Annotated in this window: 12 protein-coding genes; 7 read left to right on the top strand and 5 right to left on the bottom strand. The window is 37.4% G+C overall.

What is annotated here, in order from left to right:
* Positions 1 to 2: 2 nt before the first annotated feature.
* From AN486_RS08325 to AN486_RS08305, 5 genes are all read right to left on the bottom strand, one after another.
* Positions 3 to 1670, bottom strand: a complete 1668-nt coding sequence (locus AN486_RS08325; protein ID WP_053537787.1) for a PfaD family polyunsaturated fatty acid/polyketide biosynthesis protein — start codon at positions 1668 to 1670, stop codon at positions 3 to 5.
* 177 nt (positions 1671 to 1847) lie between these two features.
* Entirely contained in the window at positions 1848 to 5162 is a 3315-nt protein-coding gene (locus AN486_RS08320) for a type I polyketide synthase (RefSeq protein ID WP_290600127.1), read from the bottom strand.
* A 4-nt stretch (positions 5163 to 5166) separates the two neighbouring features.
* Positions 5167 to 6519: a polyketide synthase gene (locus AN486_RS08315; protein WP_290600126.1), complete on the bottom strand. Its 1353-nt coding sequence runs from the start codon at positions 6517 to 6519 to the stop codon at positions 5167 to 5169.
* A gap of 216 nt (positions 6520 to 6735) precedes the next feature.
* On the bottom strand, positions 6736 to 8466 hold the full coding sequence (locus tag AN486_RS08310; RefSeq protein ID WP_290600125.1) for an SDR family NAD(P)-dependent oxidoreductase: 1731 nt from the start codon (positions 8464 to 8466) through the stop codon (positions 6736 to 6738).
* 308 nt (positions 8467 to 8774) lie between these two features.
* Positions 8775 to 14153, bottom strand: a complete 5379-nt coding sequence (locus tag AN486_RS08305) for a type I polyketide synthase (protein ID WP_290600124.1) — start codon at positions 14151 to 14153, stop codon at positions 8775 to 8777.
* A gap of 1841 nt (positions 14154 to 15994) precedes the next feature.
* Between AN486_RS08305 and AN486_RS08300 the strand changes: the two genes are divergently transcribed.
* From AN486_RS08300 to AN486_RS08270, 7 genes are all read left to right on the top strand, one after another.
* Positions 15995 to 17206, top strand: coding sequence for an ABC exporter membrane fusion protein (locus tag AN486_RS08300; protein WP_290600123.1), 1212 nt, complete (start codon positions 15995 to 15997; stop codon positions 17204 to 17206).
* A 221-nt stretch (positions 17207 to 17427) separates the two neighbouring features.
* Complete coding sequence (gene devC / locus AN486_RS08295; RefSeq protein WP_053537782.1) at positions 17428 to 18606, top strand: ABC transporter permease DevC; 1179 nt, start codon at positions 17428 to 17430, stop codon at positions 18604 to 18606.
* Positions 18607 to 18801: 195 nt separating this feature from the next.
* The gene (locus AN486_RS08290) at positions 18802 to 19806 is read left to right on the top strand and encodes an NAD(P)-dependent oxidoreductase (RefSeq protein WP_168635360.1); all 1005 of its coding nucleotides are present in this window, start codon (positions 18802 to 18804) and stop codon (positions 19804 to 19806) included.
* Between the two features lie 24 nt (positions 19807 to 19830).
* The gene (locus AN486_RS08285; RefSeq protein WP_015081092.1) at positions 19831 to 20793 is read left to right on the top strand and encodes a glycosyltransferase family 2 protein; all 963 of its coding nucleotides are present in this window, start codon (positions 19831 to 19833) and stop codon (positions 20791 to 20793) included.
* 356 nt (positions 20794 to 21149) lie between these two features.
* Positions 21150 to 21617 (top strand): DUF2141 domain-containing protein, encoded by a 468-nt coding sequence (locus AN486_RS08280; protein WP_053537779.1) that lies wholly within the window; start codon positions 21150 to 21152, stop codon positions 21615 to 21617.
* An 86-nt stretch (positions 21618 to 21703) separates the two neighbouring features.
* On the top strand, positions 21704 to 22963 hold the full coding sequence (locus AN486_RS08275; RefSeq protein ID WP_053537778.1) for a glycosyltransferase family 2 protein: 1260 nt from the start codon (positions 21704 to 21706) through the stop codon (positions 22961 to 22963).
* A gap of 308 nt (positions 22964 to 23271) precedes the next feature.
* A complete protein-coding gene (locus tag AN486_RS08270; RefSeq protein WP_053537777.1) occupies positions 23272 to 24528 on the top strand; it encodes a glycosyltransferase in 1257 nt (418 codons plus the stop codon).
* The last annotated feature ends 48 nt before the right edge of the window (positions 24529 to 24576 follow it).

Raw genomic sequence — 24576 nt, 5'->3', positions numbered from 1 at the left:
TTTTACTTCTCCAATGTAGAAGGAATTGGTTGATATTGACTGTAATAAGTAGGCATTTGTAAACCCTGCATTTTTAAACTGTGACTACGATATAAAAATGCTGTCCCCCTCATAATTTGGTCAGCAACATCAACAACATGACGCTGATTATATTCTGACAAATATGAACCACGCACCCAGTCATTGAAACCACCCATAGCTGGACCACACCATATTTGATAATCAACTTCCCGACCTTTTTCACCAGTGCTAGACCACCGAGAAGATAATCCTAAATACCAACGAAAGATGACAGCCATTTTCAATTTAGGATTATTAACAGCTTTACCCAATTTTTCAGGATTTTTTTGGGATAAATAAGCCGCTGCACCTTCCCAAACTTCCGCAAGACTTTTACGGAAAATTTGTTTTTCTAGCTTCTCTTTTTCTGCTGAGGGAATCTGTTCAATAGAGTCGTAAGTGCGATACAATTCATATAGTTTTTGCGCTCGCATGGGAAACATTGTCCCCCGTTTGAGAACTTGTAATTTGACTCCCATTTCAAACATATCGGCTGCGGGAGCCATTGTCATATCTGCCATTTCTGCTTGTGCTAACAACTTTTTAGTATGTTCACAAGCGCCAGATTCCACACAAGATTGATTAATTGAACCAGTCATTATATAAGCAGCACCCATCATAAAACCAGCTAATGCTGCTTCTGGTGTACCAATGCCTCCAGCCACGCCAATTCTAATAGGAACTGAGTAATTATATTGCCCTTGAATTTCATCTCTGAGGGCAACAATTGATGGTAATAAACATACTAAAGGACGATTATCTGTATGCCCACCAGAATCAGCCTCAACGGTAATATCATCAGCCATTGGCACTTGTCTAGCCAAATTAGCTTGCAATTCGGTAATTAGTCCTTGCTGAAGTAACTCTTTGAGAATTCGTTCCGGTGCTGGTTGTAAAAATTTAGTGGCAACTTCTCGACGAGAAACTTTAGCTATTACCTTATTTCGGATATCAATTTGATTAGCTGCATTTAATCTTAACCCAGCAACTCGATAATAAACGATATTAGGAGTTAAGTCTAAAAATGCTGATGCTTCTACAGTTCTGACACCATATTTCAGATATAAATCTACAGCGCGGCGTTCAATAGCTGGTTCGTTAGGACTGTGAATTAAATTGAAAGCATAAGGACCACTAGGTAACGCTTCTTGAATAGTATTAATCGCAGTTTCTAAGCGTTCTGGAAGTAAACCACCTGCACCAAAAGAACTTAAAATTTTCTCTTTTCCGAGTGCAATTACCATTTCTTCAGAAGCAATACCCCCAGCCATTGCTCCTGTCATATAGGCATATTTTACACCATAAGCGGCGAGAAAACTAGGGTCGCCAAGTTGTTGTAAACGTAGGGGAGGGAGTGATATTAAAAGTTCTGCTTGTCCAGATAAAGCATTATCAGCAGATGATAAATAACCATCATTAGTAGCACCGATTTTCCCAGCTATTTTAATAATATAACAAGGTTTATCTGATGTTAATAGTTTATCTTTGATAGCACTTTTTTCAAAGCTAACACAATCTAATGAACCCTTCCAAATTTGGTTTTGGTGATTACAGGTGAAAAAACCCAGTCCATTATCATGTTTACTTAGTACCGTCTCGATTGTTGTCACGGTAATTATTCCTCAATTTATAAGCAAAGGATGTGAAATGAAGAATCTAGCTCACGCAGAGGTACAGAGAAAGAGCATTAATCTTTTTACGTCTCAGTTAAGCATTTTTCTTCCCTCTGTGTCCTCTGTGCCTCTGTGGTTAGTTAAAAAAGAGTTTTACACTTAACACTAAGTGAATTATTTCTCTTCCTTGAGTAAGTTTTGAGCGCAAGCTAGTTGCAATTGAATAATTTCGCTCATTTGCTGACTAAAATCCTGTCTAGCTGCTAAGAAGTTTGTGTGAGTTTTAGTTAATTTGGCAGTATTGTTACTCAAGTTTTGATACTGAGCTTTTTTTAAATCATTCATGCTAATTTTTTCACCAGATTCTTGATTTATGTTTTGCTTAATGATTTTTGTTGACTCAAAGAATTTTAGTTTCTTTGACAATTCCAAACCGTTCTCCATGATCGTTTTTATGGTATTTTTTTGTAGCTTTGGTTGGGGTTTAGGGTAAATCTCTGTGGGTGCTATTTTCTCGGATGTCTGTAGAGAATTAATGATTTTATACTCTGGCTGAGTAGAAATTGTTTGCTTTTGGTTATTAGCAAAAATTTGGCGATTTTCTGCATTTAAAATTGCAGCAGTCATGGAACTACCACCTAATGTAACTTTCCTCAGTGCAGCTTTTTTTTGTTGGGTATTTTCTGAGGATAGGTTATATAAAGGAGCTAGATTCAACTTGACTTGATGACTTAATAGTTTTGCTAATGCTTTAATTAGGGAACTATGGTCATCTGTACCGCGTCGGTTTAGGGATACGGTAAGATGTTCTTGATTAGCTAAATTTTTATCTATCCAGCGTGAACAAATACCACCAGCACCAGCTTCAATAAATATTTTTGCCCCGTCACCATAAACGCGATTAACTAAGCGGGGAAAGTCGAGTTGTTGACATAACCCTGTAGCAATATTGTGAGCAATTTCTTGGCTATCAAGTTCAATTGACTGATATTCAGCCGCAGAATAAAACTTAATTCCGGGTATTTTTTGCGCTGGTATAGTGTATAATTTTTCCAATTCTTGAGATTCTGATTGCATTGCTTGACAATGAATTACATGATCAAAAGGAGCAGGAAAGGAATTACAACCCAGGGTTTTAATTACTCGTTCACACGCGGCTGGTTCTCCGGCAATTAATACTTCTTCTGCTGTATTAATCTGTGTCAAATAAACGTGAGTTTCATTTTTTAAACATTCTCTAACTTGGGCTGGACTAGCCATGAGAACGTAGTTAGCCCATAACTTATTTTCTGGAACTATGTCAGTTTTTGGTAGTCCCCAATACTCACGGACAGCATTTTTAGGACCAGATAATCTGTCTCCAAATAAAGCTGATGAATTAAATGTGTGACTGACTTCATAAAAATTACTCCATACTCCTTGAGCAACCATCATGCTAGTTTCACCTAAGCTATATCCGAAAATATATTTAGGTTTAATTTGGAAATCCTCAGTAATAATTGTGGAGATTAATCTGGTAAAAAGCACTTCTGCTTCAAACATTGCCAGAGAGTCATCTAACAATTTCTTTTCTAGAATTTCTAATTGTCGAGTTGACAATTTACTCAAACTTCTCGGAAATACCAATTTTTCAACATCCGCAGCCCGTTCGTCAAGACTTTTGATAATCACATCATCTAAGACTTTAGGAAATAAACGGAAAAGACTCCGACCAATACCCAGGTAAGTATTAACAGCAGCGGGATAAACAAAGGCAATTTCTCCATCTTTACCCAGGGGTTTGGGTGTAAAATAACTACCTATGGGAGTTTGCCAATCTTTACCATTTGCAAAGGCATTAGTTACACCTTTTTTCGCAGAATTAATTTCTTTAATTAATTCTTTTTGGTTGCGTCCAGTTAGGGAAAGTGTATATTTGCTGTCAGAATTTTGTTGAAATTTAACAAAGGTTTGACTTGCAATATTTTTGAGAGAATCAGCATTTTCAATTGTTGCTTGCAAATGATCCAATGCTGCTAATAAGCTAGATTGATCATCTGCGGCAATGGGTAATAAATGCAAAGGTCTTGATTCTAAATATGTGCTGGTACGTTCTGGTTGTGCGGTTTCTTCTGATAAGATGATATGGGCAAAAGAACCGTCACAACCAATACTATTAATCGCGGAAATTCGAGATTTGACCTCTTTTTGCAAAAACCAAGGTCTCGATTCTGTGGCAACATAGAAAGGACTACCTTCCCATACTTGCGGTGTTTTCACACCAGACCAATTAGGAGTTCCGGGAATATATCTGTGATAAATACTCAGTGCAGTTTTAATTAAACTGGCAATTCCAGATGCAACGAAGGTATGACCAATATTAGCTTTAACGCTACCTATAGCGCAGTGTAAACCATCTCCTACTGAGGGATAAGCTTGGAGGATACCGTTAATTTCGGCTTCGTCTTCTGCGGGAATACCACTAGCGCAGACTTCTAAGTAATTAACTTTTGTGGGTTCAATGCCGGCTTGTTGAAAAGCTTGTTGACATACTTGGGTAATGGTATGGCTATCTACAGCCATTGAGGAAGATTGACCAATGCTAATACCATCAATTACTGCATAGATACGTTGATTATTTGCTAACGCTGTATCATGACGTTTAAGAACAACTGCACCTGCACCTTCTCCCACATTCCAACCATTGGCTTTTTCGTCAAAACTTAAGGTATTGACTCCTGTATTAATTTTGCCAAATTGACTTCGCAATAAGACATTTTCTACACCTCCTGCTAAGTCAACAGCACCCACAACTACAGCATCTACTTCATTAGTATCTAGCAGCATTTGCGCTAGTTCTAGGGCTTTAAAAGCGGCTGTTTCGACGGCACTAATGGTAAAAGATGGACCAGAAAAATTCCATAAAGAGGAAATCCGACTAGCCATAATATTGGTAACGTGACTGAGATATTCACTAAGTTCAACTTGATTGTGAATACTATCTTGAACTATGCCTTCTAATTGATGGATCTTTTCTGGTGATAAAACAATTTCTGCACCATTTAAACCATCTTTAATTTGCCAAGGTAAATTCCATCTTTGCTGGAGTTGGTGTACAGATAATTCTGTATCTGCGGCAATAATTACCGCTACGTTGCTATTAGGTGAAAGTCCCGCATCTTTGAGGGCGCGGTCAGCAACTCTTAATAATAAAAGTTGTTGAGAGTTGATTTTTTCAACTTCATTAGGAGGAATTTTGTAAGCTAAAGTATCAACTTCAAAATTATCAATATACGCTCCTTGGGGGACTTTCCCAGCTTCTAACCCATACTCTCGCAGTAAAGTTTCTTGTTCATTAATACCATGCCATCTTGATTCTGGTAAGGTGACAAAATGCTGTTTTCTATCGTAAATACTGTTCTCAAAGGCATCTAATTCTTGACATTCTCCAAAAAAGGCATCCATGCCCACAATTGCCATTTTTGCGGTCTTATGTTGCTGAATATTCATTTGCTTACTTTCCCTGTTCTAGAATAATATGAGAGTTTGTTCCACCAAAACCAAACGCACTTAAAGCTACTCTTTTAATTCCTTGACTTGGCCATTTAGTCGGAGTTCTGACAATGTTTTGTGGAGAGATAACATTATTTTCAGAACCTATGGGTTGAGTCACATGAATAGTTGGAGGAATAACCCCATGAGACATACTTAAAATTGTCTTGGTTATGCCTACCATGCCCGCAGCAACTAGTAAATGACCAACATTTGTTTTTGTTGAACCTACTAATGGTGCTGCTTTATATGGACTAAAAAAGCCTTCAATTGAGTTACATTCTGTGGTATCTCCCAATAGAGTACCGGTGGCATGGCACTCTAAATAATCAATAGTTTCGGGGTTAAGTTTAGCTTCTGAATAAGCTCTTTGATATGCCAGAGTTTGCCCTTGAGGATTAGGACTAAGAAGGTGTTTACCTTTACCATCATTAGATAGTCCATTACCACAAATTGTTGCCAGAATCTCGTCACCATCTCTAACAGCATCACTATGTCTTTTGAGCATTACCATTCCTGTGCCTTCGGAGGTAATTAACCCGCGTGATGACTTATCTAGTGGACGACTAATGCCATTATCTGGATATCCTTGAATACCAGAAAATAACATTCTCACAAATAATGGATCTGCACAACTAATTGCACCAGCTAACATCAAATCTGCTTTGCCAGATTGTAGATAATGGGATGCTAATTTAATGGCGTAAAATGATGACGAACAAGCAGCATCTATACAGAAATGAGTTGCAGATAAAGAAAAGGCCTTGGAAACTATGGCAGCGGGTAAACCGGAAACCATAGCATTGTATGGAGAGACTTTTGTGGAGGTTGATGAACCTCCTAAACGAAAGTCTTTTTCCTGTAAAAGTTCACCAATGGCAGGTTCAATATTTTGCTGATAAATAGGAGCAAATAGACTATTAGAAGCTTTGGTTGGTAATCCCAAAGTTCCTAAAACTACGCCACATTTTGCAAGTGCAGTTTGATTTCCCAGATAGCCACTTTGAACAATAGCTTGTTTAGCGGCGTATAATGACCATTTAAAGGTATTATCTAAGCTTTCCAGAAATGCCGGAGGTAAGTTATACTCATTGGCATCAAATTTAAAGTCGCGGATAAATCCACCCTTTTGAAAGTAGAACTTTTCCGGTTTACCTTTATTTGGATCGTAGAATATAGCGGGATCTATTCCCAAATCCGCTACACTTATAGATGATGTGGAATCTTTTTGAGCGGTGAGATTCTGCCAAAATTCTTCAGGATTATTCGCATCGGGAAATAGGCAAGATAACCCGATGATTGCTATTTTTTCCACTTTTGAAATCCTCATTGGGGGATGAGGGAAGGAGATATTATTTACTCTTTTCCCTATGTTATTTAGGATTTACGCGATTCCCCAATGTTTACGGATTATGGACGCAGGAAGAAGCAAGATAGAAAATTGTAGGTTGGGTTGACGGAAGGAAACCTAACAAAGGTTTATAAATGTTGGGTTTCACTTCGTTCTACCCAACCTACGGAATTTAGGTTTTTACTTTTTATTTAACATTTTCATTGGCCAAATTACGGCTTTTGCTCCTAAGATTTTGGAGTAGATTTTTCCTTGACGATCATGGATAATGAAGTTGACTGTTGCACCTGTGTCGGTTTTGGCTATGATTTCACAGGAAACATAAAAGGGGACGTTGAATGGTACTGCTAGATATTGTTCACAGTATGTTAATTGTCCTGGTAAACAAACTTCTTTATGGATGTAATTTAACCATAACCATAATGTTTGGGTACTCAAATCAATTATGTAAGGGTTGTGCCATTTTACGGGAAATTGTCCTTGTTCTTTGGCTGTGATTTCTTGCCAACAACATTCGGCTGTGAGTTTTTCTGAGCTAATATTTAAAACTTTGGTAATTTTTTGGAATGCGGGACCATGAAATAGGGATAAATCACCATTTTGATAGAAGTCTTTGGCTGTATCAGTGACGATATTATCTTCTCTGAGATCCATTGCTTCATAAATGGGTGCTTCTGGCATATTTTTTACCAGTTTTATCAGAGAACTAAAGTGATAATGAGTTCTACCTTCGGGGGTTTTACTCAATATTTTGGTCTGAAATTCGACAAAATCACCATCAACTTTGGCAACTTCTTGGATTTCTAGAATATGTTCTTTAGCTAAGGTAGAATTAAAGGTAATTCCTTTTAAAACTTTGAAGTCTTGGCAACTGAAATATGTGTAACCTGGATAAATTTCTTCACAGCCATTTACCATCCATGATTTAGCACAGGTTGCTGGTAAAACTGGTGAACCTGCAATTGTATGATCATGCAAAAATGGATTTTCTGCTAATGTCATTCTTCTGCGAATACGATAGCTACGAAGTTCTAAACCTAAAGGAGCAGGTGGTAGTTTCATGGGACTACCAATCACAACTTGTGGATGATCTTGATAGGCTGGATGTAGTTCATTAACTAACATTTGTGTCCCAACTTCTACGGGAATAATACTAATTCCTCTTTCTGCAAATGCTTTTTTTAATTGTGGTGTCACCATGCCACTATCCCAACCACCCCAGTTAATTGCCACTACATGACAATTGGGGTTATATTGTTTCATTAAGTGGGCTGATTTACTGAGAATTTCGTTAGCGATCGCATAATCACTTTGACCGATATTACCATAAAATCCAGTCACGGAAGAAAACAATACTAAATGTTGTAATTGCTGGGGATTAACACAAGATAGAAGATTTTCTAAACCCTGAACTTTGGCTGTGTAAACTTTCTCAAAATCATCTTCTGTCTTTTTTTCAATTAACTTATCGGCTAAGTTACCAGCACCGTGAATAATTCCGGTAATTTGACCAACTTTTTGAGAAACTTCTTGTAATTTAGCTTGCAATTTTACAGTATCGGTGACATCAACACTGATATATTCAGCCGTTCCTCCTGTCGCTTCAATAGCTGCTAAGGTCTTCTTAATTTCTCGACTAGAATTAATTTGATTAAATATCTTTTGTACCATCATGGGTGTTGGTTTCTCACCTTGAGAAATCAAATTTTCCATAATGCGCTTTTTCAAAGCAGAATCTTCCACACAATCATGAACATATTCAGGTTCTGTGGTAATTTCTGAACGACCTAAAAGAATAAATTTACAACGTTGATGTTGAGCTAATTTAATCGTACATTGAGCAGTGATTCCCTTTGCCCCACCACTGACAACAAAGACAGAAGATGGGCTAACTTGAACAGTTACAGTCATAAATCCTCACGTAAAAATCAAAATATCAAACAGAATCTAAATCGAAAAAATCATCCCTCTCTTCTTCTTTTCTTCCTTCGTGTTCTTCATCCCTTCGTGGTTCATTTAATCCATATTCTTCTAAAAAGAAGAGAATAATTGTTGAAATATAGCAATCCTATTTGAGTTATGAACTAGTTTTTTAACGAACCACAGAGGCACAGAGGACACAGAGGTAAGAAAATAAGAGATGTGATACCTACGGCACGCTTCGCGAACACATTTTATTTAGGATTGGTATAGTGGGTAATTAATACCCACTATATAAATTATTCAGCTTTAGCAACTAGGGTTACTCTTCCTTGATTACCATAACCAACTTCGCCAATATAGCGATTAGAATCATGCAATTCAGCGACAATATATTGGGCAGATTCATGATGATCTAAACTAGGATTGAGGTCAATTGCTCGGAAGAAGACCTGTGGCCATTCCCAGCGCAAACTTTTTGTTAAACCAAACAAACCGGCAGCGATCGCACTAAAATTACCTTGATGTCCTAAGCCAAATTCACCGTCAAGATGGGCAACTGTACAAAAGCTGGTTCTTCCTGGTAAAGATGCGGCATTATTCAAAGTTGCTTTCAGATGTTTAGCCATTAAAAACACTTGTTTAAGAATTGCCTTTTCTGCTTCTGGATAGGAAATATGTCCAGGTTTTTCCGGTGTAAATTGAGGATGTAGGTGAATGAATGCCCCAATCGGTCCGTGTTTAGTAGTCACACTTTGCAATAATAATTGCAGATGTTGTTCACTCATATTTGCCAATGTGACGCGGGTAACACTTGCTGGTAATGGCAATTGTTCGGGAACTAAGGATTGGGGGAAACTCAAAACTACTACTTTCCAACCTTGTTCTATCAGTGCGTGGACTACTTTGCTAGTAGTTAAAGAACCATCATCAGTAATTAAAGCAATGTGTCCTTCGGGTAGCTGCGCTTCTAAAAAATCTGGTCTGGGTAAGGTTCTTAGCTGAACTGGACGACGGGGAAGATTGATGTCTACTATCGGTGGTGGGGTGAGGTCGAGGAGTGGGCGCAGTCCCTGCGCCCCTACGGTGGTGGTTGTTACCGGGTTAACATCAATGTGCGGCTTTTTTTTTTCACCTCCCACCAGTGATTGGAGGTAGTTAACGATTTGTCCGATTGTCCGTAGGTCGCCTAATTCTTCTATATTGGGTTTGGGTAGGTCGGGGTATGCTTCCTGCATTGCTCCGAGTATTTCTACCCGTTTGATGGAATCTATCCCTAAGTCGGCTTCCATGTCCATGTCCAGTTCTAGCATTTCGACTGGATAACCTGTTTTTTCACTGGTGATGTTTAACAGGGTTTGTCCTAAATCTGCATATTCGTTACTGGAGACTGGTTCAGGTATTACTTCCTCTATCACTTGGGTTTGCACTTGAGGAATAATCACTGGTTCAGGTATTACTTCCTCTATTACTTGTGTTTGCACTTGAGGAATGATAGCGGGTTCAGGTGCGATTTCTGTTGTTACCTGTTTTTGTCCTTGCAGATATTCGACAACTTGACCAATGGTACGTTTTTCTGCTAGTTCTTCCAGGTTGGGTTTGGGCAAGTTGGGATATAATTCCTGCAATCCTCCCAGAATTTCTACTCGTTTAATGGAGTCAATTCCTAAGTCGGCTTCCATATCCATATCGAGTTCTAGCATTTCGATAGGATAACCAGTTTTCTCGCTGGTAATGCTTAAGAGGTTGTTAGCTAGATCATCCAGATTTAAGTTGCTGGTTACAGGTGTGGGTTCTGGGACAAATGCAACTGGGGACTGGGGAATAATAATTGGTTCAGGTTCAATGACTTGTGCTGCAATTACAGGTTCTGCAATTTGAACTTTTGGCTCAATTACTGGTAATGGTTGAGGGGGAGTAATGGTGGCTGTGGGAGGGACAGGTGCTTCTTCTGGAGTAACACTAACATTTGCAGGTGCTATTTCTTGGGTGTCAGAAATAAGTTGAGAATATTCTTCTTGAATGAGTTGGAAAAAGTGTTTGGTATATTCTATCTGTTCCCGCAGATATTGTTCATGAATACGGAGGGTTTCACCTTGTTGGGAATGAAACTGAATCATACTCCGCTCTAAGCTTTCCATGATTACTTGCTTAATTTGAGCGGCTTGGGCGGAGGATTTAGCATTAGCAAATAAGGTGTTTTGCTGCTGCATTAGTTGGAAGAAGGTTTTGGCGTATTCTATTTGATGGTTGAGATAGGTGCTGTGAACTTCTAAATTCTCGCTTTGGTTGTGCTGGAACTGGCTCAGAAGTTGTTCTAAGCTGGTGAGAATTTGTTGGCAATTTATAAGTTTATCTGGTGTTTGCATCTTCTCGCTGGATTGGGGCGCGAACAGTTCTGGACTGGATTGTTTTTGAATGGTTGCAGTGGTAGTCATCTGATGCTGTAGCTGGAACTGGGTTTCAATGAGGGGTTGTTTTTTGTGTCCGTTACCGTTACCGTTATGTCCGTTGGTTGTGGGGATTTTGGCAATTACAGGAGTTTCTATTTCTAAACTCTTGAATTCCTGAACTTGTGCAACTTTGGGTGCGGGTTCTGCCGAATTGGGCGCGGGCCCCGCGCCCCTACTGATTTTGTGTCCGTCCTGTAAGGCTTCGGTAAAGGCGTTTTTGGTTTTGTCGGAAATGTAGTTAATGCCTGTTAGTTTGACGCTGAGGGTCTTTTTGGTGGCAATGGGGGGAAGTATGGCAGGAAGTTTGTAGGGGTCAAGATTGCCCAAATTCATGCCAATGACGCGCAATTGGACGGCTGCTTCTCTGAGGGAGCGATCGCTGTTTTTGGAGGCACTGGGATTGAGAGATATGGTAAGATGGGGGCGATCGCCTAAAATATCTTTTACCAAGTTACTTAAAACCCGTTTGGGTCCAAATTCTACAAAGCAATAACCACCAGCCCCATAGATGTTTTCAATCTCTTGTTTAAACAACACAGAACTAGCCAAGTGGCTTTCTAAGTTCTTTTGAATTGCGGTTGCGTCGTGGGGATAATGTCTACCAGTGACATTACTAAAAACTGGAATTTGCGGATTTTGGAAAGTTACCGACTTAGTTGCGATCGCAAAGGACTTTTGTGCGAAGGCAATCAACGGAGTATGGAAAGCCGCAGACACAGGCAATAAAACCGCACTGTATCCTAATTTCTCGCAAGCATCTTGAACTTTCTGAATTTCTAACTTTGGACCCGCTAAAACAATTTGGGTAGGAGAATTAAAGTTAGCAATACTTACTTTTGGAAACTGCTTCAGCAGCGGTTCAATCTTGCTGATATCTTCCTTCACCGCTAACATACTACCAGCATCATGATCTGGATCTTTGGGTGCGGCCATTGCTTGTCCTCTAGCTTTCACTAGGAACAAATAATCAGCCTCACTCAACACTCCAGCCGCCCACAAAGCCGTTAATTCACCAAAACTATGACCAGCGGTGAAATCTGCCTTAAACCCAGCCTGTTGCAAAATTCCATACAAACCAGCACTAAACACCCCAATTGCCGGTTGTGCATATTCGGTTCTTTGCAAAGTTGCAACTTGGGCTTTTTTCTCAACTTCATCAAAAGTAGAACGAGGGAAAACCACTTCAGAAACCGGTTGCAAATTGCTTTGCTTGAACAGATGATCCATCTTCCCATATAACTGTCGCAAGCTAGGGAAATTCATCACCGCTTCTCGTCCCATTTCCAAGTATTGAGAACCTTGTCCAGAGAATAAAGCGACAACCTTTCCACCCAAATCCATGCCAGCAGAACGGTAATAAATACCTTGAGGATGTTCCCAAGAAATTGCATCAGGCTTACTTTTTAATAAACCAATACCAACTTCTAGCAACTTACAAGCTTCTTGTAAATTCTCGGATACAAACCCAATTCTGAGTGCAGTTTTGGGAATAGCTAAAGATTGACAATCTAACAATAATTGAGAATAATATCTTTCCCCATCATTAGCTTGCAAATTATTTAAAGTCGCTTCTAACTTGCTAATTAATTCCGCGTGAGTAGCACCAAACAACAGCACCTCACCCGCAGCACCATGTAAACGATAGGAACTTTGTTGTTCCGGTTCGTATTCTTCCAAAACAACATGGTAATTTGTACCACCAAAACCAAAGGCACTCACCCCCGCACGTCGAGGAGTTTCACCTTCTGCCTTAATCCAAGGTCTAGTTTGAGTATTCAGATAAAAGGAAGAATTTTCAATATCTAATTTAGGATTTGGTTCAGTAATATTGATGGTTGCTGGTAATACTTTATGATGCAATGCTAGGGCAGTTTTAATTAAACTAGCAGTACCGGCAGCGGCTTTTGTATGTCCAATTTGGGATTTCACACTTCCCAAAGCAATATGTTGTTTTTGGCTGTCATATTTCCCAAAGAAATCCTGCAAAGAACTAAATTCTATCGGATCTCCAGCCATTGTCCCTGTACCGTGTGCTTCCATTAAACCCACAGTTGCCGGAGAAAAACCAGCATCATCATAAGCCCGTTCTAATGCTTTAACTTGTCCTTCTTTTCTAGGGGCATAAATACTCTTATAACGCCCATCACTAGAAGTACCAATTCCCTTAATTACCGCATAGATTTTATCCCCATCTTTTTGGGCATCTTCTAAGCGTTTGAGGAGAATCATCCCAATACCTTCACCTAACATCATGCCATCGGATTTAGCATCAAATGGTTTCACATTATCGCTAGGAGTAACCGCCGGAGTTTTGCTGAAGGAAATGTAAGCCATGATGGTGTTATCGGTGTCTACTCCACCGGTTAACATCATGTTGCTACGATGTTCAACTAATTCACTAATGGCCATTTTTAATGCCCCAAAGGAACTAGCACAAGCTGCATCAACTACACAGTTTGTACCGCCAAAGTTGAGACGGTTAGCAATTCTCCCAGCCACCACATTTGCTAACATTCCAGGGAAAGCATTTTCATCCCATTTCACATAAGCAGATTTGATTTTATCAACGATTTTTTTGGTATCTTCGTCAGATAAACCACTGCTTTTGAGAACTTTTTCCCAAATCGGATATTCTAATCTGGCGGCTAATGGCATTCCCAATTGTTTGCCCATAGCCACACCCAAAATCACGCCGATATTTTCGCGGCTAAATTCACGGGAGTCGCTATAACCAGCATCTTCCATTGTTTCTTTAGCAACTACTAAACTTAATAGTTGAGAAACATCTGTAACTTCTAAAATGCTGGGAGGAATTCCGAATTCCATCGGATTAAAATCAACTTCAGGAATAAAACCACCACGTTTACAATAAGTTTTATCTTCTGCTGTTCTCGGATTAGGATCATAGTAATCTTCTACACTCCAATGGCTAGAAGGAACATCCGTAATACAGTCAATTTTATTAACAATATTTTGCCAGTAATCCCTTAATGTTCTCGACTGAGGCATTAAAGAAGCCATGCCAATAATAGCTATAGGAGTTGTGTGCAGTTTTCTATTAATTTCGTTCGTTGACATGGAATTTATCGAATTTTCTAAGTTTCCTGAATTCATTTTTCCTTCCTCTATAAACTTCAGCACAGCCTGTTCAAAACTATTAATTTGGGCTTCTAATTCCGTCAAAGAACTTTTTATTGTGTCTATTTTTTGAGGGGGGCAAGACATAGGACATAGACTAATTTTGAGTACCGTGAATTGTGCAGCAGACTATTAACAGATAGTTATCCAATCTGCATTCGTTCGCGCCGCAGGTAAGTTTAAATGCTTGACTTGACAAAATTTTGAGTATTTTTTGGATATTTTTCCACAATTTTAGAACCTTGTATTCGTGAATAAATACTAGAAAATACTCAACTTGTGAAAATGAGATCCAGTCAGCAAATTGTAAAGTCTGTAGGGGCGCAGGGCCTGCGCCCTCGATTATATTGCACCAAGCGTGATTACCGCTATAAAAAGTGTCAATTACATTGTGTTAATAACTGGCAAAAGGACATACTTAAACTGAAGTGGTTTTATCTCGTATTCATTCAATGTTTTACCTATTGGATAACAACGTTGTGTATGTTGATATAGAAATTGCCAGTTTTGAAAGTCCAGGATAACCTATTTTAGATGATTAGACTGATCAAAGCTGCCAAAATCGTTACAAAAATAATAAACACTCTGTGGAGAATTTTGTGAATAGTGAAAAAATACTTAAACAGGTTTTCAATCATCTAGCAGTTGCTAACTTAGTGAGATCCAAAACCCCGGTTTATTCAGGGATAGGTTTTGTTTCTTTAGGCAATCCTACTGTAAAAAACTGCATGGATTTTAGTATTTCTTCCGTTAATGGAAATCAAATCAACAATTTATCTTTCATCTATAAATGTTGAATTAATAAAAAGACTAGCACAATTTATGAAAACGGAATAGTTCATTTTTGCTAATTTTTGGGAGAAAATATTTGTCAAATTACCTCATGGTCAATAAAACATAATTAGCCAAGTATAATTCAGAACTATATTTATCCATAACATATCCTGAGTAATTACGGGTTTAATATCAATCTTAGCTTGATAATTCAAGAGTTGTAGTTAAATTGTCTTATAAGTAACTTATAAATAAATCACACAGCCAACATTTGAACATAATTGGGTCTTTTTTGAGCAAACTATCATAATCAAGTCTTTGTTTTTGATGAATTTATAAGATAACTTACCTTTTATAGATAATTGGTTATTTATAAACCAAACATTAATTTATGGGATGTTGAACATTAACCTGTAAACATATCAATTGTGATGAAATATGGACAATTAGCATCTATTTACGATAATTTGCTAAAAAAAGTACAGATTTTTAAATTAATTTATGAGTAATTAAATATAGTATCTAGTCAAGGATTTTCTTGATAAAAACGACTAAATTTAGTTGACAATATCCAAGTTGTTTGGGATAATCACAGGTAAGTTTATTGATTTACCTAAGTTATTAGCATCATCACAACTTGGGCAGTGCAGATTTTTATTTCTCCTTAAAGCTATCGTATTTTAGGCTACTTAATCAAATGGCAACTCAACATAAAATTGATAGCATAAGTAGGTGAACACAATAAAACCAAACTGTGTAAAGAAACGTAAAATCGCCCAAACCCTCTTCACTCTTGCCTCTTGCCTCTTGCCTTTTGCCTTGCCATAACGACAATTTTCAACGCCAACCTACTTAGCGTGGCATTAGCCATAGATAATTGTAAGTAAAAAACCGCTAATTTGGGTATTTATAACAGCTAAAATGCTGATAACAATTCATACATAAATAATTAGACATATCTCTGATCTAAAAGCAACAGAGAATAAGTCTATAAACATGACCGGGAATTTTAGATTTTAGATTAAAAAACTTGGTACAAGTCCCCAATCGTCAATCCCAAATCTAAAATTTTCGAGCTTCTACACTTTAGGTTGGAGTCAATCCAAAATTGAGTGACAAGTATTTTTCCGAAATAATACCATTGGAATAAAAATATGGCAGTAAATAAAGAACGCCAACTATTCAACCTGACTTCATTAAAATGGAGAATAATTCTAGCAACTTCTCTAACTTTCTCTACAGGTTTAGTATCTTTATACATTTTCCATCAATTAAAGACCAATTCTCAAACTCAAACTCCTGCTGTTAGTTCCGTTATTAAATCTCAATCCACTCCTGTTAAAGTTGCCGTAACTGCTTTAGGAAGATTACAACCACAAGATAAAATTACTTATTTATCTGCTCCTAATTCTGTCAATGGTGTTCGTGTAGAAAAATTATTGGTAAAGGAAGGAGATAATGTTAAAAAAGGACAAGTATTAGCCTATCTAGAAAACTATGCTCGTTCTCAAGCAGCTATCCAACAAACATTTGATAAATTATTAATTGCCAGAACTAAACTTGCACAGGTACAAGCTGGAGCAAAAACTGGAGATATCAATGCTCAAAAAACCGCAATTACTAGATTAAATTCCCAATTAAAAGGAGATGCTGCGGCTCAAACAGCAACAATCAACCGCATTCGGGCTGAAGTCGAAAATGCACAAAAAGAGAGCGACCGATATCAACAATTATCAAAAGCTGGTGCTGTTTCTGCTTCTGTTGCTGATACTAAAAAGTTAGTTCTCAAAACCACACAACAGCAGTTAAAAGAAGCCGAAGCTACTCTCAAACGCACACAAGACACATTACAAGATCAACTTAAAGAAGGAAAATTCAAACTTAATAGTCTTAAGGAAGTCAGGACTGTAGATGTAGAGTTAGCAAAAACTGAAGTTAAAAGTGCAGAAACTGCAATTAAACAAGCAAAAGCTGACCATGATTTAACTTATATTACTTCTACTATAGACGGCACAATTTTAAGAATTCACACCAAAAATGGCGAAGTAATTGGTACTTCTGGTTTTGCAGAAATTGGTAATACGTCAAAAATGCAGGTTCTAGCAGAAGTATATCAAACCGATATTCAAAATGTTCGAGTTGGACAAAAAGCTATCATTACCAGCACTACATTTCCTGGCAAATTACAAGGAACTGTTAGAGAAGTTGGTTGGCAAGTTGATAAACAAGGCATCTTTAGTATTAATCCCAATTCTGACGCAGACCGGAGAGTAATTGAAGTCAAAATATCTATTGATGATTCCACCGATAGTCAAAAAATATCTCGCTTAACTAACTTACAAGTTGATGTTGCAATCCAGATTTAGTCATTAGTCATTAGTCATTGGTCATTGGTCATTGGTTATTGGTCATTGGTTATTGGTTATTGGTCATTGGTCATTGGTCATTGGTTATTGGTTATTGGTTATTAGTTATTTTCTAAAACTGACAACTGACAACTGACAACTGACAACTAACAACTAACAACTAACAACTAACAACTAACAACTGACAAATAACAACTGACAAATAACAACTAACAAATAATATGAATATCAAAATTCCTTTAGGGTGGCTACAGCTTGCCCAACAGAAACTTCGTTTTGTCATAGCTGTAGCCGGAATTGGCTTCATTGTCCTGTTAATGTTCATCCAGCTTGGTTTCCAAGATGCACTATATTCTAGCGCCACAGCACTACATCAACGATTGCACGGTGATTTATTTTTAGTTAGTTCTCAATATAAATCTTTGACAGCAATTCAAAGTTTTTCTCGGACTCGATTATACCAAACTTTAGGTTTTGATGGCGTGGATTCCGTTAGTTCAATTTATTTGCAATTTGCAAAATTAAAAAATCCTGTCAGTGGTGAGAAATATTCAATTTATGTCATTGGTTTTGACCCTGGAAAATCCGTACTAGATATTCCAGAAGTCCAACAAAATTTGGATAAACTCAAAATTCCTGATGTTATGCTCTTTGATAGAGATGCCCGTCCAGAATTTGGACCAATAGCAGAATTATTTAATCAAGGAAATATTGAACAAGCAATTGAAATTTTTCCCTTTGATGCTGTCAAAGGTTATCGAGTGAGAGTAGGTGGTTTATTTAGTTTAGGACCGTCCTTTGGTGTTGATGGTAATTTAATTGTGAGTGATTCAACTTTTCTAAGAATCAACCCTAATAGCCGTCCAGTTGAAAAAATAGATATGGGGGTGATTAAACTCAAAGATGGTGCGGATATAAAACGGGTTCTAGCAAATTTAAAAGCCAATTTACCAAAGGACGTTCAAATATTTACTCGCCAAGAATTTGTCGCTTTTGAAAGACAATATTGGTCGGTTAGAACCCCCATTGGTTTTATTCTTAATCTGATGCTCATCATGGCTTCTGTTGTGGGTGTGGTAATTGTTTATCAAATTTTGTATAGCAATATTGCTACTCAATTTATTGCCTATGCAACTTTAAAAGCTATTGGTTATGCTAATGGATATTTATTGAATGTGGTTTTTCAACAAGCAATAATCTTGGCATTATTAGGTTACATTCCTGGTTTTATTGTTTCTATTGGTTTATATGATTTTGCTATGAGGGCAACTAAATTACCTATCATGATGACAAGTAATAATGCCTTACTTGTTCTAGTCTCTACAGTCTTAATTTGCATTACCTCTGGAGCTTTAGCTATTAATAAACTTCGTTCTGCTGATCCGGCTGATAGTTTCTAGGAATTTGTTGCATCTCAAATTAATCAACTTCTGCTAAATATTTAGCAAATTAACACCAACTAAAGATAGAAGTTTAATGTTATTCACAACGGTAAAATGCTTTTGCAAATACAATACTTCGTAGTTGCATTTAATCGCAATTTTTCAACTTAGATTGTATAACTTTTTCATTACCGAACACTTATCTACATCCCCATGAACTTACAAAATAAAACTCTGCTAATTACTGGAATTGATGAATTTATTGGCTTACGTGCAGCCGAATTAGCTGTAGCGCAAGGTATGAAGGTTAAAGGTATTCAAAGTTCTCCAGTTAAAGATCAAACATTCCAAAAATTAGGCGTAGAAATTTTTGTCGGTAATATCACTGACCCAGCAATTTGCTCGAAAGCTTGTCAGGGAGTAGATATAGTTTTACATAACGCTCAATTTGCCGAAGAAGCCGGGGATATTAAGCATTTTCGAGAAATAAATGTCAGCGGTACTGTAAACATTGCTAAGGCTGCTAAACAAGCTGGTGTGAAGACATTTGTTCATCTTTCAACTGCCTTAGTATATGGATTTGATTACTCAGATAAAGTCACAGAATCAGGTGTGCTATCTGGGGAAAATAATGCTTATTGTCAAACAAAAATTGAGGCGGAAATCGAAGTTTTAAAACTCAATAATGCTCCAGAATTTGGAGTAATTGTGATTCGGGCTGGTGATGTTTATGGGCCAGGAAGTCTGCCTTGGATTGTCCGCCCAATTCAGATGATGAGACAAAAATTATTTGCCTATGCTAATGAAGGCAAAGGTGTGATGAATCATCTATATGTGGATAACTTAATTGATGCTATCTTTTTAGCCATAGAAAAATCGGTTTATGGAGAGGTTTTTAATATTACCGATGGTAAAGAAACTTCTTGGAAGGAGTATTTTATTCATTTAGCATCATTGGAAAATTTACCAGCGCCAATGTCTTTACCTAAAGAGGAAATGAAATTATTTCTAAAAGTGCGTCTTCAGGGGCAAAAACTATTTCGGAAAAAGGCAGATATTCTGCCAGAATCAGTTGATTTTATGAGTCGTCCCTATGCCTATTCTATTGCTAAAGCAGAAAGTGTTTTGAATTACCAAGCTAAGGTTGATTTAGCGGAAGGAATGCGCCGCACTCATGAATGGTTGCAAAAAACTGACCTTCAAAAATTAATGAAATAATACCTAGATTTTAGGAATTTGTGCATGAATAACTCTCAAGCAAAGTTAAGTATTGGATTACCTGTATATAATGGGGAGAAATTTCTTGAAAAATGCCTAGATTCGCTATTAGCACAGACATTTTCTGATTTTGAGTTAATTATCTCGGATAACGCATCTACAGATAATACTGAGGCTATTTGTAGGACTTATGCAGCTCAAGATCAACGGATTCGTTACTATCGTAATGAAACTAATATTGGTTGTGCTTGTAACTTCAATCGTGTTTTTGAATTATCTCACAGTGAGTATTTTAAATGGGCTGCTTATGATGATTTGCACGCCCCCGATTTTATTGAGAAATGTATGGATGTATTGGAAAAAGATCCAACATACATTTTATGTCACTCCCACACATATTTTATTGATGAGCAGGGAGAATTTATCCAAAATTATGACATTAAACTCAATACTAATTCTCTAAAAGCTCATCAAAGATTTCATGAATTACTAACTAAACATTTGTGTTATCAAATTTACGGAGTTATTCGCAGTAGTGCATTAAGACAAATACCTCCTATGGGTGGTTATGGGAATGCAGATGGAATTTTATTATTAAGGCTGGGGATGCTGGGAAAATTTTATGAAATTCCCGAATATCTATTCTTTGCGAGAATCCATCCTCAACAATCCCTGAGTATGTTCTTTCCTGATTATTTGTCATTTAATCAAAATAATCCCCAGTATTCATTGAATATGTTGCCTAATTTTTATGATTATGCAGTCTGGTTTGATTCAACGAATAAGGGAAAAATTTTGTTACCTCATTGGCGAATTTTACAGGAATATTGGGTTTCTATTCATCATAGTCAACTTAATTGGTATGAGCAAATTTTGTGCCATATCAGCATCGCTAAAAAGCTATCAGGTACAGAATGGTTATTGGTGAAAGATTTCTTAATGGCTGCCAAAATGTTGTTTTTGCGTAAGTTTAGTTATCAAACCTGAACTATAGCAATATTAAGTAAGTAGGTTGGTGTTGAAAATTGTCGTTATGGCAAGGCAAAAGGCAAGAGGCAAGAGGCAAGAGTGAAGAGGGTTTGGGCGATTTTACATTTCTTTACACAGTTTGGTTTTATTGTGTTCACCTACTTAGTCGGACAAAATTAAATTCACTCGTTGAGAGAGGGAACAGGGAACACTTCGACAAGCTCAGTGCATCGCAGGGAACAGGGAACAGAAAAATCAGTTGTGTAATTAATTCTGTCCCATTACTTAGCAATTTATTGGACAACAAATCACTTTTAGTAGTAAAAAACTACTATTAAATTCCTCTAAACTTATTACGGGTGAAATATTGATCTATGTTGAAAATATTCCAAGTTAGTAATTTCTTGCTTGCTACTTTACTAACTGTTAACTTCACAGACATAGCCTATGCTGAATCAACAGGATCTTTAACTGTGGTTGTTAATGGTATTACTAACAAAACTGGGGAAATTTGTATGAGAGTTTATAACTCTGAAAAAGGATTTCCCGATAATGCTAAAAGTGAAGTTAAAAGTGGTTGTACTAAAATTACAGGTAGTTCTATAAAGCGGGTATTCTCTGGATTAAAACCGGGAACTTATGCTGTAGCTGTAGTTGATGATCAAAATGGCGATCGCAAACTCAATAAAGACTTTTTTGGAATTCCTCAAGAGGGCTTTGGCATTTCTAAAAATCCTACTGTTTCTATCAGCACTGGCTCACCTACGTTCAATAATTCCAGCTTCAAAGTTGACAAGAATACTACCATTAACATCTTTCTTAAGTATTCTCTTGATCCCTAACTAGGAATTAGACATAATTCCTCACTTCTGACTATTGGGCGGGGAAACCCCGCCCCTACTGACTCCCTTCTAAGACTATAGAAATAATGCCAGATTTTATGATATTTCTATCTAAGTCTTTGTTCGGCTGGCTGGTAATTCAAACTTGTTTAACGTTAGTATTTTTATGGTATTTACGTTCACACAAACCCAAGTCATTACCAGATGAACAATTACCAAAAACGGCAGTAATCCTCTGTTTACGGGGTGCTGATCCTTTTTTACCTAATTGTTTGCGATCGCTCTTACAACAAAACTACCCAGAATACGATTTAAAGCTGATCATTGATAGTAAAGAAGATCCAGCTTTGAAAATTGCCACCGAAACAATCAATCAACTAGGTGCAACCAACGTTGAAATTAGCATATTAAGAGCAGTTCGTCATAATTGTAGCCTTAAATGCAGTTCCTTAGTTCAAGCTGTTTCTGATTTGGATAATGCCTATCCAATTATAGCTTTTATAGATGCTGATACTGTAGCTCATCCTAATTGGTTACGAGAATTAGTTACCCCCCTTATTGATGATCAAGTTGGACTCACCACAGGAAATCGTTGGTATCTTCCCACAGGTAATTATTGGGGTTCATTAGTTCGCTACTCTGGTAACGTTTCCACCGTAGTGCAAATGTTTCTCTTTCAAATTCCCTGGGGTGGAACATTAGCAATCAAAACAGAAGTATTAAACCGCATCAACCTTTTAGATAAGTGGGGAGAAGTATTAACAGATGATATGCTTCTCCATAAACTTATCAAGCAAGAAAAGTTACAAATCAAATTTATTCCTTCTTTATTGATGCTAAATCGGGAGGAAAGTAGTCTACGTAACTTACTAGAATCATTAAAAAGGTTAATAATTGGTTCTAAACTTTATCATCCCCGGTGGTTAGCCATAATCAGTGAAGCATATTCTAGTATCATCGTCCCCAATGCAGTCATCATTGTTATTTTTCAGCTATTGATTGAGGCTCAATGGGACGCAGCCGCCTTGCTATTTTCCGCCTATATTTCCTATACCATGGGCTTAGTCCTGCTAATGCTATTGATGGAATTTGGCATACATAAAGTGCTGCACAATCAAGGTGAAAAAATACCCAAATTGTCGCCTTTAATCATCCTAAAAATGTTGATAGTTATTCCCCTAACACAATGGGTTTACGGGTTAACAATATTATCTTCTTTGTGGGTATCAACAATTACTTGGCGTGGACTTACTTATCGCATTAAAGGGCGTGAAAATATTCGGTTAATTGAATATCGTCCTTACCAATGGCTAGATCAACCAATTGATCCCAAAGCATCTCTTTAAATAATATTGCTCGGCTAACTAAATGTAAGTAGGTGAACACAATAAAACCAAACTGTGTAAAGAAATGTAAAATCGCCCAAACCCTCTTCACTCTTGCCTCTTGCCTCTTGCCTTTTGCCTTGCCATAACGACAATTTTCAACGCTCACCTACTTAGGTTGGGTTGAGAAAACCCAACATATTTATTTAAGAGAATAGGGAAATTTTAGATTTTTTATTTCACTTCAATATCTAAAATTCCCAATTCAACAATTATTATAAACCAGCGCATCAGTAATCTATTTTTGCAAAAAATATTTCCTCAAAGTCATGAAAAATAAACCCCTTCGTATCGCCTTATTTACAGGATTATATGCCCCATTTTTAACCGGAGTTTCTGTCGCCGTTCATCAACGAGTTCACTGGCTATTAAAACAAGGGCATGAAGTTTTTCTAGTTCACCCAGAAATCAATAATAAATATCCTAACCAAGTGGGAAATCGTCCCATGTCGGGAATAGAAGAACTAGAAACATTTATTAATTTTTCCTCCTATTCATTTCCGACAGAACCACTGATATTTTATAAATCTTTACCCCAACCATTAAACCATCGTCATTGGAGTGATACAAAACTACTTAATCACTTTCAACCCGATATTATTGTTGTTGAAGAAGCCCCACAAATGAGAGGTTTATATTCTGGCTTCCTACAAGGTTATGGGCGTTCCGTGGGAGTACAATATGCCAAAAAAACCAAAACACCCATTATTTCAATTTTCCATACAGATATCATTGCCTATATCCAATATTATTTTGGAAATACATTCTTTAACCTAGTTCGTCCTCTCCTCCCACTTTTAGTTAAACAATTTAGTGAAACTTATGATTTAAGTTTATTCTCTTCCCGCGAACAATTAACTAAATACCAAAAACTAAAAGCGCAACGTAGCGAATATTTACCCTATCAAGGAATTGATTGCGAAAAATTTCACCCTCGCAATATTTGTTATGATCCAATTCCTGATGATAAACGTCCAACTATTTTATTTGTGGGACGCATTACCCCAGAAAAAAATGTCAATCAACTTTTAGATATTTATCCCCTCATTGCTGCCAAAATTCCCGATGTCCATTTAGTAATTGTCGGTAGCGGTCCCCTAGATGCAGAAATTCGCCGTCGTGCCGAAAAATTCCCCAATGGTGTCACAATTTGGGGTGAATCTCATGGGAAAGAACTTTTAGGTTGGTTTGCAAAAGCAGATATATTTGTCAACCCTTCTGTCACCGAAAATTTCTGTACCACAACCAACGAAGCCTTAGCTTCTGGAACTCCCGTAGTGGCTGTTGTTGCCCCTTCAACCGCTGAACAGGTTATTTCTGGAGTAAATGGTTTTTTAGCTGCACCTAATAGCCCTGAAGACTTTGCCCAAAAGGTAATTACCATACTCGAAGATCCTGATCTTAAAAATCAATTGACTGCACAAGCACGTCCCTCGATTCTAGAATTTGATTGGTCAGCTTGTACCCAAAAGTTTGAAAATAAGCTTTACGAATTGGTTAATATCCCTCGCCAGCTAGATATCTAGTAGTCTGTCAACCCGAAAATGACGGGAGAGGGGGTAGGGGAGGTAGGG

This window comes from Anabaena sp. AL93 (genome assembly GCF_001672085.1).
In the GTDB taxonomy this organism is placed as follows: Bacteria; Cyanobacteriota; Cyanobacteriia; order Cyanobacteriales; family Nostocaceae; genus Dolichospermum; species Dolichospermum heterosporum.
Note: the sequence above shows the minus strand (reverse complement) of the source record. Positions and strands in the feature narration are given on the sequence as shown.